This window comes from Agrobacterium sp. ST15.13.013, assembly GCF_027956525.1.
In the GTDB taxonomy this organism is placed as follows: Bacteria; Pseudomonadota; Alphaproteobacteria; order Rhizobiales; family Rhizobiaceae; genus Agrobacterium; species Agrobacterium salinitolerans.
In genome coordinates this window covers 23,765-35,691 of record NZ_JAQKGP010000006.1, presented here as the reverse complement: position 1 = coordinate 35,691, position 11,927 = coordinate 23,765, and the positions used below count along the sequence as shown (strand labels likewise).

General features: G+C 61.3%; 7 protein-coding genes. All 7 read right to left on the bottom strand.

The annotated features are described in order from the left end of the window. Window positions 1-4 precede the first annotated feature (4 nt). Window positions 5-358, bottom strand: a complete 354-nt coding sequence (locus PL597_RS08095) for an ArsR/SmtB family transcription factor (RefSeq protein WP_271364929.1) — start codon at window positions 356-358, stop codon at window positions 5-7. 101 nt (window positions 359-459) lie between these two features. Continuing rightward, window positions 460-1,689, bottom strand: a complete 1,230-nt coding sequence (locus PL597_RS08090) for a thioester reductase domain-containing protein (protein WP_271364928.1) — start codon at window positions 1,687-1,689, stop codon at window positions 460-462. Between the two features lie 13 nt (window positions 1,690-1,702). Further along, on the bottom strand, window positions 1,703-2,470 hold the full coding sequence (locus PL597_RS08085) for an SDR family NAD(P)-dependent oxidoreductase (protein WP_269823945.1): 768 nt from the start codon (window positions 2,468-2,470) through the stop codon (window positions 1,703-1,705). Next, entirely contained in the window at window positions 2,467-3,831 is a 1,365-nt protein-coding gene (locus tag PL597_RS08080) for an aspartate aminotransferase family protein (protein WP_217004753.1), read from the bottom strand. The genes PL597_RS08085 and PL597_RS08080 overlap by 4 nt, the downstream gene beginning before the upstream one ends. 26 nt (window positions 3,832-3,857) lie before the next feature. After that, entirely contained in the window at window positions 3,858-5,522 is a 1,665-nt protein-coding gene (locus tag PL597_RS08075) for a PfaD family polyunsaturated fatty acid/polyketide biosynthesis protein (RefSeq protein ID WP_271364927.1), read from the bottom strand. Next, window positions 5,519-9,682, bottom strand: a complete 4,164-nt coding sequence (locus tag PL597_RS08070; protein ID WP_271364926.1) for a hotdog fold thioesterase — start codon at window positions 9,680-9,682, stop codon at window positions 5,519-5,521. Before PL597_RS08070 ends, PL597_RS08075 begins: the two co-directional genes overlap by 4 nt. A 142-nt stretch (window positions 9,683-9,824) precedes the next feature. After that, on the bottom strand, window positions 9,825-11,921 hold the full coding sequence (locus tag PL597_RS08065; RefSeq protein ID WP_271364925.1) for an SDR family NAD(P)-dependent oxidoreductase: 2,097 nt from the start codon (window positions 11,919-11,921) through the stop codon (window positions 9,825-9,827). Window positions 11,922-11,927: the final 6 nt, after the last annotated feature.

The window sequence follows — 11,927 nt, the reverse complement described above, 5'->3', positions numbered from 1 at the left end:
GCGTTCATGACGGCGTCGCCTGCAAGCTGCAGCAGGGCGTCAGCTCGGCAATCAACGGCGCGCAAAGCTCGGTCGAACCACCGCAGCAATCTTTCAGCAGAAACAGGGTCAGCAGGCGCAACCCGTCAAGATCGGCACGATAGATGACAGACCGGCTTTGCCGCTCGCTCTTGACCAGACCGGCCCGGGAAAGCGTGGCGAGATGCGCCGACATCGTGTTCTGGGGAACGGCGAGAAGACGCGCAAGCTCACCGGCCGGAATGCCATCCGGCTCGTGGCGCACGAGAAGCCGGAAGGTCTCCAGTCGGGTAGATTGGGCGAGCGCGCCAAGCGCGGTGATTGCACTACTGTTATCCATAAATCCAGAATAATGGATATATTGAATGTGTCAAGTACCGAATATCGTCATGGTCGACAGGTTGGGCGAAGGAATCCCCCTCGCCCTGCCCGTGCACGCGCTTAAACCAGCTTCGCGTCGTAAAGCCGTTCCATGAAACCGCGCGGCACGACGGTCCTGGAAATTTCGGCCAGCGGAAAGCCGCTACCGGCGAGCGGCAGAAAACCTTTTTCGAAGGCATAGTCGAGATAGCGCATCATCAGCATGACATCGCATTCATGGCAGCTTATCCCGCTTCCCGCGAGCGCCTTCCGGGTGTTGGCAGTATCGTATTTGCCGCTGTCGCGTACATAGTCGCCATTTCCCAGCATTGACAGCAGATCGGTGAAGACCGAGCTGTATGCCTTGCCCTCCCGCAGCATCCGGCCCTGATTGAGCGCATCGAAATAATTGTCGCGCGAGAGTTCGCGGATCACGTAGCCGCAATCGCGCACCTGTTCCACCAACGTATTCCAGTCGATGGGCTTCGGGTTGACGAGATTGAAGGTGCGGCGGTTATGCACACGCCAGTTCATGGCGAGGTGAAGGCTTGCCCGCGCCACATAGTCGACCGGCGTGATGTCGAAATCCTCATCAGACGCGAAGGTGAAGCCGGTTTCCACGATTGCGCGCACCGCTTCGTAATAAATGCCCTTCACCTTGGTCTGCGTCAACGGATAACGCCCGGTGCGGCTGTCGCCCCAGATATTGCCCGGCCGCACGATAATGAAATCGAGGCCCTTTTGCCCGGCGGCATGCATCAGCTTTTCCGACTCGAATTTGGAGCGTTCATAATCCATGTCGGGAAAACGCTGACCGACATCGAGCGCATCCTCATAAAGCGTGAAATCCTCATAGATCTTGTCGCCAATGACGCTGAAGCTCGATGTGTGCAAAAGGGGAATTTTCCCCTCGAGGCACAGCTCCACCATGTTAGCCGAACCGCCGACATTGACCGGCGCAATCCTGCTATAGGAGGCGATCAGATTGACATTGGCCGCGCAATGCAGCGCAAGGTCGATCCTGGCGGCAAGATCGCGCCACACCTGCCGTTGCAAGCCTAGATTGGACCGGGAAACATCGCCGAGAACCGGCACGATGCGCGCGTCGGCCTCCTGCTTCAGGCTGCGCTCCTCATCGTAGCAGAACAAAACGCTTTCAATCTTGCTTTTTGCCTCTGCCGCATCGGCCGCGCGTACAAGGCAATAAATCGTCACTTTCGTCGCGCTCAATAGTTCCTGCAGCAAACGGCCGCCCATCACGCCGGTGGCGCCGGTCAGCAGGATGTTTTCCACATCGTTCCCATATGTCATCGCCGATCTCCGTTCACAGCGTTCCGACCCGCATGCCGCCATCCATGGGGATCACCGCGGCATTGAGATAATTGGTTTTGCAGGTGGCAAGGAAAGTCACGACTTCCGCCACATCCTCAGGCGTGCCCCAGCGCCCGACCGGCACGATGGAGCGCACCAGACGTTCATCGGCCACCGTGTCGTTGATGCCTTCCTGTTCGAAAGGCTTCGACATGTTGGTCTTGCAGATACCCGGCGCAATCGCCGTGACGCTGATGTTGAACTGGCCAAGCTCCTGCGCCCAGGATTCCGAAGCCTTGATGAGGCCAGCCTTGGAGGCGGCATAAGCCGCCCCGCCCCCTGCCCCCCAGATGCCCGCAATCGATGCAATATTGATGACGCGCCCGTAACGCTGGCGCACCATGGAGCGCGTGAATACGCCGGTGCAGTTGAACGCGCCCGCAAGGTTGACGTCGATGACCTTGCGGGACTGCGTCTGGCTGCGATCGTTGACGCAATAGGTGCGGTCGAGAATGCCGGCATTATTGACCAGCACGGTCACCGGCAGTCCCATTTTATCGGCAATAGCGCCCGACGCCTGCTCGACGCTGCCATGGTTCGTCACATCCATGGCGAAAATGCCGAGCCGCTCGGGATTGCCGGCCTCCCGCGCAAGGCGTTGCAGCGCGGCGACGTCGATATCCGTTGCCGCCACAGCATAACCCACCTCCAGCAATGAGAGGGTAATGGCGGCGCCGAAGCCCCCGGAAGCACCTGTCACGACCGCAATTTGCTGGCTCACGCGACTTCCTCGTCCTTGAAGGCGATTTCCATGACCTTGCGCGCATTGACGAGCGCATCGGAAATGCGTTCCTCGAAGAAATGCACATCGTCCTGGTTCATCAGGAGGTTGGAATAGATGCGCGAAAGCGGCGAGAACTGGATGCCGTGGCGCTTGCTCACCTCGCGGATGATGATGTCGCAGAATTTCACCTTGTGCGAATAGCCCTCGGAACGATCCACCGGCTCTTCCTGCGAGTGATAGACCAGCGCCGTCGGCATGCCCTGAATGACGAGCGGCATGCCGGCAGCCTTCGCCGCCCTTGTAAAGACGCCCGAGATCTGCTCGGTGTAGCGGCGCATCCGGTCGTAGCAACCGGGATCCTTTTCAACGATGTCGAAAGTCGCCTTGATCGCAGCGAGACCCAGCGGATAACCGTTGAACGTGCCGGCATGGATGACCTTGCCGCGCGTATAGAGGTCCATGATGTCGCGCCGGCCGGCGATGGCGGAAATCGGCATCGAACCGCCGCCGAGCGCCTTGCCGAAGGTGGCGAGATGCGGCGTCACACCGAGAATATCCTGCGCACCGCCGAGGCCGAGGCGCACGCCGGTAATGATCTCGTCGAAGATCAGAACGATATTATTCTCTTCGCACAGTTCCTTCGTCCGCTCCAGATAACCTTCGACCGGGAAGATACCGCCGCCATTGATGCAGATCGGCTCCATCAGCACGGCCGCGATCTCATTACCGTAACGGCGGATGGTGGCTTCCAGCGCATCGATATCGTTCCACGGCAGCATGAAGCTCTGGCTTTCAAGCACACCTTCCGCACGGCCGAGCGTATCGAGCATGTCGCCCTGGTATTTCTCCGGCACGGGAAAATCGAGATTGTCCTTCTTGCGGAAACCCATGACGTTGTCGGCATTACCGTGATAATGGCCATGGAAGCGGATGAAACGGTTCTTGCCGGTAAAACCGCGCGCCAGCCGCAGCGCATTCTGCACCGCCTCCGTGCCGCTGAGGCAAAAGCGCACCATCTCGGCGCAGGGGATGTGCTTGATCATCAACTCCGCCACCTCGATCTCCAGATCGCAGGTATCGACGGACGTGACCTTTTCCATGTAGTGGATCAGCGCCTCATTATAGGCCTCGTTGTGGTGACCGACGAAAAGCGCGCCGAATTTGCAGAACAAATCCAGATGTTCGTTGCCATCCAGATCCCATACGCGGGAATTGCGGCCCTTGTTGAAGGGCACGACGAAGGCGCGCTCGGCATCGCCGAAATTATAGTGGGTGCCGCCCGGCATCAGTTCCCAGAGCCGCTTGTAGAAATCGCGCGAAATCTTCAGCGTCAGCTTGCTGTCTGTATCTGTGATCATGGCTGTGCTTTCTCCAGTTGGGCCGGCTATGCTGCCGGGACGGTTCCGATTGGCAGGGAGGAGTTTGGTGAGGACGGCATGAGGTGCGGCGCGGAATGGCCCGCCCAAGGCCGGTAACGATAAAGCGCTTCCGGCACCGGCATGCCCGCATGTTTAAGGGCGGCAAGCCGCGCCAGATAGGCCGCATTGCGCATCATAAGATCAGCGATTGTGAAGACTGAGCGGCTTTCAACCGCCTCATAGGGGCTGCCGCGCAGCCACTCGTTGATCGCGCCCATGGCCGGGCCGCACCATATCTGGTAGTCGACCGCGCGGGCTTTCGCCCCGGAAATCGCCCAGCGGGAGGATTGGCCGAGATACCACTGGAAGACCAGCGCCATACGTTTCTTCGGATGCGCTTCCGCCGCTTCGAGAATTTTGGGATTGCCGCGCGCCTTGAAAAACTGCCGTGTCTCCTCCCAGACCTGCGGCAGCGATTTCTGGAAAATCACGCTCTCCAGACCGGCGATCTCGGCGGCCGGAATATCTTCGAGGCCGTCATATTGCTTGTAGAGATTATAGAGTTTCTGCGCACGCATGGCATACATGGTGCCTCCCTTCAGCACCTGCACCTTGGAGCCGATCTCGAACATGTCAGCGGATGGCGCCATCGCCACATCGTCCATTTTGGCGCGTCCGAGCAGCGCTTTCACCTGTGGCGAGGTGCCTGCCTCGATGCAGGCCTGGTTGATCGAACCGGTGCAGACATAGGCCGCGCCCATGGCGAAAGCGGCGTAAACCGCCTGCGGATTGCCGATACCGCCCGCCGCACCGATACGGACGCGGAACGCCTCGCCGCGGGTTTCGACGATGTCGTCACGCAACGCCGCAATGGAAGGAAAGGCGCAGCTCAGCACGCCATTATCGGTATGGCCGCCGGAATTGGCCTCGACGGTGATATCGTCTGCCATCGGCACCTCGCCCGCCATCTCCGCCTGATCGGCAGATATCAGGCCGTCCTCCACCAGCCTCGCCAATATTTTTTCCGGGGCCGGATGGATGAAATGCTGCGCCACCTCGCGCCGCGAAACCTTGGCGATGATGCGGTGGCGGATGTCGATGCCGTCCTGCCCATTTTGGGCAAGCCCGGACGCACGCCAGTAAACAACGGCCGGCGACAGGTTCATATAGGCTGATGCTTCCACAACCCTGACGCCGTGGCGGATGCACAGGCGCACCACGTCCATCTCCCATTCGGCATCGCCGGGATTGTGAAGAAGATTCACGCCCCAGGGTCCATGTGGGAGAGCCGCGCCGATGCGCGCCAGCGCCGATGCGACACGCTCGCGGCCGAGCCCGCCCGCACCGAGAAAGCCGAGAAGCCCCTGCCGGCCTAGCGCAATCACCATGTCCTCGGAATTGATGCCATTCGCCATTGCGCCGGCGTAATAGGCCATGCGCACGCCGTAATCGTGAAGGAAGGCTGGATCGCCGAGCTGCTGCGGTTCCAGCGCCGGCACCATGCCCTCGCATGCCTGCGCGTCGTTGCATGTCGTTTCAAGCGACAGCCGGTCGCCGGCATTCACCACATAGAGCCGGCGACCGAGATCGGCGAGAAGCCGGCCGGTCGTCTCGATGGAAGCGGGGCTACCGGCCTGTTTTCGCCATGCCCGCAGTAGCGGTTTGGAATTGATGTGCAGGTTCTCGTTCATGCTGCGGCCACCCATGATGATTGGTCGTTGCGGCGACGGGAAAAACCGGCGCCGAGATTGTCGCAAATGCCGATGACATTGTCCTTGTGGATGATCTCGGCGACGAAAACGAAGGATGCGGCCTCCAGCGTGACGCCATCCTCGCCATAGGCGACGTCGATCGATTTGCAGGTCAGCCGGTAGCGCAGCATATCGTGCTGCGGCTTCACCTCGCCGCGGAACTTGGCGCTGTATTGGTGATCGGTCAGCGTGTGGCCATGGAGGCCGGGAGCCGAATAAAGCCCGAGATAGGCGAGGTAGAATTTGAGGAGCTGTTCGCAGCCTTCCACCAGCAGCGTTCCGGGCAGGCAGGGGTCGTTCTTGAAATGCGCCCTGAAAGCCCAATGGTCGGGATCGATATCGCGCTCGCCCACCACCAAGCCGAGGCCAAACGCCCCGCCTTTCGGGTCGACGGAGACGACCCGGTCGAGCATCCGCGCCATTGGCGTCCAGAGCTTTGGCGGAACGGCGTCGGTTCGATAGTCGGGTCCGAAGCAGCCGGCGGGATTGCCAGCGCCCAGCGCCTCGATCTCGGCATTGCCGAAATGCTGTTTCGCGCAGGTGAGAAGCGGCGTGAACGGGTTTCGCACCGGGCCGTCATTCTTGAGGAAAGGCGCTGGATCCACGCCCTTGGACCGTTCCAGATCGCGCGGCAGGAAGAAGCCGGAATTCGCCTCCAGACGGAAGACGGGCCGCTCATCCGCAAGGCACCAATATTCATAGGAGACCAGAATATTGCGGCCGACCTTGAGGAAGGATTTGATATCCACCCGCCCGCGCAGCAATTCGCCGGTGCGCGGCATTTCGCCGTAAACGAAGGTGCGGCTGTCCACCGCCCGATAGCGCAACTCGCCCCTGAAGAGCTGGTCGCAGCCGATGAGCGTGAAGGCGACGATCATCGCATGCGAGGATTCCAGCGCCACGAAAGCCGGAACCTTGTCCTCGCACATGAACCAGGCGTCGTCAGGCAGATCGAGTTCCCATTCGATGCGGCACGGCTCCAGCGCTCCTGCTTTTGCGGTCGTATCGGTGATGCGGGACGCGAACATATAGGGCGGTGACGGCATACGTGTGCGGATCGCGTAGCTATCGGCCAGTGCATAATCCGGCCCGAGCACGCGGCTCACCGAACCGTCCGTCAGCTCGACCAGTTGCGCTTCGTCGAACAGCACGGGGCGCGAAGGCACGACCGTTTCGCTGGCTATCATATGGCGCAGGCGACGATAGAACACCTGTTCCGTTTGCATGAAGCGCAGATTTGTGCGGGCATTGCGGACCGCCTGCCTCTGCTGCCAGTCCAGCGGCAGGCGTTGGAGGCAGTCGGTAACCGGTTTGGGGAAAGATTCGGCCACCACCGCCGGGGACGGCCGATGCGGCGTCCCGAACCGTGATTTTTGAAAGAGGGCGATATTGGCGGGATCGAGAATGACCTCGGGGATGGTGCGTTCCCGTCCGGTGAAAACCCTGACCAGCAGCGGATCGGCCGCCGGCGCCTTCACCGATGGACCCGTGGCATGCGGCCGCGCCGAGGCCGGACTTTCGAGCACAATATGCGCATAGGCCCGGTCGACACCCATGCCGCTGACGGCCGCCAGCTGCCGCCCGTTGGTGGATCGCGGCGACAGGCCGTAATGTAGAGCCAGCGCCGTGTTGATCAGGCTGAGCATGCCGGACGCCGCACCGAGATGTCCGTAATTATTCTTGGAACTTCCAACCGGAACCGACGTGCCATAGACCTTTTCCAGCCCATCCGCCTCGACGCGCGCCTCCGCGTCCTGCGCCATGCTGTAGCGCTCGATATAGCTGATATCCGCAGGTGCGACGCCCGCTTTTTGCAGGCAGGCCTGCGCCGTACGGGCCACCGCATCCGCCGATGGCAGGAAGCTCACGCCGGGGGTCGTGTCATGCTGTATTTCAAGCGCGCGCAGACGTGCATAGGCCCGGCCCGCCGCCCCGCTCCCAGCCTTTTCCAGCATCAGGACGCCGCAGCCCTCGCCCACCGGCTGGCTGCGATGGGGTGTGGCATAGACCATGTTTTCCAGCCCGCCATCGCAGGCGCTGCTGGCCAGAATGACGGCGTCGACCATATGTTCGGAGAGCATGTAGCGTGCCAGTTGCAGCCCCTTGAAAGCCGAGCTTTCATGCGAGCAGAGTGCGAAGGCCGGACCGTCGAGCCGCAGATGCGCTGCGACACGGCTTGCTGCAATATTGCCGACCCCGCCGGTGATCCCTTCGGGGAAGGGTTCCGGAAACAGGCTGTCCTTGACGATCCTCTGCAGCGCCTGCATCTGCTCGGCGGAAAGCGTAATGCCGCACCGATCGAGGCTATCGCGCAATTGCCAACCGATCTCGTTGCGTGCCTGATAGCGCAGGCAACTATGATCGACATCCCTTGCGACGATCACCGCAATATTGCGTCTCTGCCCGTCGAGCGCATAACCCGCATCGAGAAAAGCCCGCTCGGCCACTGGCAACAAGAAGGCATGGGCGAGAAGATGATTGCCGATGACCTTGGGCGGCAGCTTGAAATGGCGGCAATCGAAATCGAAGCTCTCGATATAACCGCCCTCCGGCGCTTCATCCATGCCGCCGATGGCGAGAATATCGCGGCGCTGCTCGAGGCCGAGCCAGCGCGTGCGCGGCAGGGGCTGGAACCATTGGCGTCCGGTGGTGATGGTCTCGCGGAAGATTTCCACATTGTCAGTTCCCGGTAGGGCCATGGCGATGCCGACAATATCCAGTTCTGCCGGAGCCACGACCCGCGTGCTCGCGGCGACCGGAACGGCCCCATCGGCAACATGTTCGCGCAGCACCATATGGCCGTTCACACCGCCGAAACCGAAGGCGTTGATGCCGGCGCGGCGTGGTTTTCCCCCCTTTGCCCAGGGGTGGTTTTCCCGCACGATATGGTCGCGGTTGACGAGGCCCTTCGGCGTGGCGACGAGGTTCTCGATATCCAGCGTCGCCGGTATCAGATCATGGCGCATGGCCAGAAGCACTTTCAGAAGGCTAGCCATGCCGGATGCGGTGAGGCTGTGGCCGTTATTGGCCTTGTTTGCGCCAAGAAGCGGCAGCTTGGTTTCGCCGAAGAAACGCTCGATGGTGGAAAGCTCCACCTGATCGCCGGCCGGCGTGCCGGTCGCATGACATTCCAGATAGTCGATGTCGGGCGAAATGCCGGCATAGGCGCGCTGCAGCGCCAGCATCTGCCCATGCGGGTCCGGCAGCAGCATATGTTTGGCGCCGCCATCGTTGGAAATGCCGATCGCCTCGATGACGCCGTAAATCCGGTCGCCGTCACGGAGTGCATCCTCGTAACGTTTCAGCGCCACGATGCCAGCGCCCTCCCCGGCCTTCAGCCCCTGCGAAGCGCGGTCGAAGGGAACGGAACGCCCATCGGACGGAAACGCCTGCAACACGTTGAAGCCGTGGTCGAGATAAATATGATCGGCATGGCAGACCGCCCCGGCCAGCATCATGTCGGCGCTGCCGTCGAGAAGGTAGGAACTCGCGACGCGGATCGCATAAAGCGCCGAGGAGCAGGCCGCATCGATGGCATAGGTCGGGCCGGACAGGCCGAGCGCCAGAGCCGCGATGGTGGCATTGTGGCTGCCGGTCATGAGGTTGAGACCGGAAAGCCCCGAGGCATCCCAATAGGAAGCAAAGGAAAAATCCGGCCTGTCGAGCAATTCGCGCAGATAGGGTTCGAGAATGCGATGATAGAAACCCGACATCAGGCGTTTGCCCGAATGGGTCGGCATGCCGATATTGCCGGCGATCAGGCCGCAGCGCTTCGGCAACGCGGCGCTATCCTCTAGCGCCTGACGTGCGGCATGCATCGTCCAGTGAAACAGCGGATCGAGCGCGCGAAGCTCATTGGCCGGCAGCCGGTAACCCTCGGCATCGAAACGGAAGTCACGCACATGTCCATTGCTAGTATAGCAGATGTGGTCTGGCGTTCCCGGCTCGGGATGATGATAAAGGGCGGGATCGACGCCCAGTTCGACGGCGGAAAGCGGGGAGGTGCAGTCCCTGCCCTCGACCAGATTGCGCCAGTAACGGTCCGGCGAATCCGCTCCTGGGAAAACGCATCCGAGCCCCGTGATTGCTATCTGTCCCATCGCCATAGTCCTTCGTCAAATTGCGCGCAGAAGAGAGCGTTCCCGGCCTGAACGACCAGAAGCGGAATGTGGAATGCGTCTCTCTGCCTGTTGTTACGGGTGCCCCGGAAAGCCTTCGCTTTTCCGAAGAATTGTCGGGCGGCTATTCAGCCGCCTCGACCTTTTCTTCACGTCCCACCAGCCGCGCGCGCAATTGCCGGGAAATGGTGAACTGGACATCCGACAGCCGGAAATGAAGCTGCCCCACCTCGTCATGCACGGCGATATCCACCAGCAGGCTTGCCTGTGTGAGGGATTTGATCGTCATGGAGAGGAAGAACGGCTCACCGAAACCGAGCGTGGCGAACCGGTCGACACGGCCGATGGCGGAAGGCAATCCGGCATAGTCGCTGCCGAGGATCAACCACAGCCACGGCGCCTGCATGAAGACGTCACCGATATAGGCGTTGAAGGATGTGGTGCGGAACCGCCCCTGCATCGCTTCTTCCACCGGCGTGAGTTTACAGGCGAGCGTCAGGCCATGGTCGCCGCCATTCAGCACCTCCCGCAGCCCCCGGAAACTTGGACCGTGGAACAGCAGCGGGCCTTCCTGCGGCGTGCCATAGAGCGGATAACCCAGCGGCTCATCATCTTTGCGCAGATCGAAGGAACCGAGGCGCGGGCGAAGGCTCATTTCACGGCTCAGGACCACGGTGCCGATATAGCGGTTGTGACGTTCGGAACCCGACCCGCTGAAAACCGAGATCGTCAGCGCATGCCGGTCGCCGGCAGCCAGGCCATGGGTCGCCACCGCCGGTTCGATCTGCGCCTCCAGAAGGCAGGTTTCCCCGCTATGCAAAGCAACGCCCTTGATAACCTTGAAGCCGAGCAGGGTCTCGAAACGGTAGCCGGGCAACATGTCTTCCGCTAGCTTCACCAGCCAGCTCGCTGCCGCCGTCGCCGGCAGGACGAACCGCCCGTCGACCACATGGTCGGCGAGGAAGGGCGCGGTATCGAGATTGACGACGCGTTCGACAATGCGCGAGGCCGTTATCGTCTTGACTGTGTACGCCACCTTGTAGCTGTCGCCGCCCACCAGGATCTGCGCAGCCTCGCCGGAGCCGAACTCGTCGGCGAAGAACCTGCTACCCGTTTCCACCGGAATGATCGCCAGCCCGCGCTCACTATACGCCTTCTTGAGCACGTCATTGACCATGCCGCTATCCCACGGACCCCAGCCGATGCTGCGGACGAAAGCATCGGGATAGTTCGCCTTGAACATATGCGCGAACTTGTTCAGCGCCTCGTTCGCCATGGCGTAGTCGGTTTGCCCGGCATTGCCGAAGAAACCTGAGACGGACGAAAACAGCACCAGATGCCTTATTGCCTCCGGCCGGAGCGCCTGCATGAGGTTTTGCAGGCCGCGCACCTTGGTATCGAAAACCGCGGTGAAATCCTCAGCGGTCTTTTTCTCGATACGCTTGTCGGCCAAAAGGCCAGCGCCATGGATGATGCCAGTAACCTTGCCGAGGGTTTCCTCGACGGCGACGACCGTGCGCTCGACATCATTCGCGTTGGCGATATCGCAGGCGAAATAAGCCGCCTTGCCGCCCAGTTCTTCGATCCTGACCAAGGTCTGGCGGATTTGTGCCGCATGGCGCAGGCCATTCAGCATTTTTTCCACTTTTACCGGCGTCGGCTGTTCGCCTTCGGCCTGCATGGCCGCAATCGCCGCCGCCTTGAGGGCCTCATCGCCCTCGATGCCCTCGGCCCATTCGGGCAGCGGCGCATCGATATCCGTGCGTCCCAGCAGGGCGAAACGGACCGGGTGACGTTCGGCCAATGCAATCACGCAATCGGCGGTAATTCCGCGCGCTCCGCCGCTGACGAGCAGCACGCTGTCCGCATTGAGCCCGGTCTCCTGCTGGGTTGTCACCGGTTCGGCGCGGCCTGTCAGGGTCATACGGGATCCTTCAGAACCGCGTCCAACCTCCACCAGCGCCGTCTGCGGGTCTTCCAGCTCCTCGATGATGAGGTCGGCCGCTTCTTCAGCCGTGAGGTCCGGATCAATATCCACCCAGCGGCAAAAGACGTCTTCCCATTCGACGGCGAGCGATTTCGCCAATCCGCCGACACTCGCGCCGGCCGCGTTGAAGAGGCCCCTGCCCGCCGTTCCCAGCGCACCGTCATATTGGCTGACGGCGAAGAAGGTGCTGCGCCCCTCTGCATGCGTCAGTCGCGGTTGCAGGACGCCGGCCATTGTGAA

Excerpts from the sequence above, each read along its gene's own strand:
- PL597_RS08095 (WP_271364929.1), bottom strand. The coding sequence starts at position 358 with ATGGATAACAGTAGTGCAATCACCGCGCTTGGCGCGCTCGCCCAATCT.
- PL597_RS08090 (WP_271364928.1), bottom strand. The coding sequence starts at position 1,689 with ATGACATATGGGAACGATGTGGAAAACATCCTGCTGACCGGCGCCACC.
- PL597_RS08080 (WP_217004753.1), bottom strand. The coding sequence starts at position 3,831 with ATGATCACAGATACAGACAGCAAGCTGACGCTGAAGATTTCGCGCGAT.
- PL597_RS08075 (WP_271364927.1), bottom strand. The coding sequence starts at position 5,522 with ATGAACGAGAACCTGCACATCAATTCCAAACCGCTACTGCGGGCATGG.
- PL597_RS08070 (WP_271364926.1), bottom strand. The coding sequence starts at position 9,682 with ATGGGACAGATAGCAATCACGGGGCTCGGATGCGTTTTCCCAGGAGCG.
- PL597_RS08065 (WP_271364925.1), bottom strand. The coding sequence starts at position 11,921 with ATGGCCGGCGTCCTGCAACCGCGACTGACGCATGCAGAGGGGCGCAGC.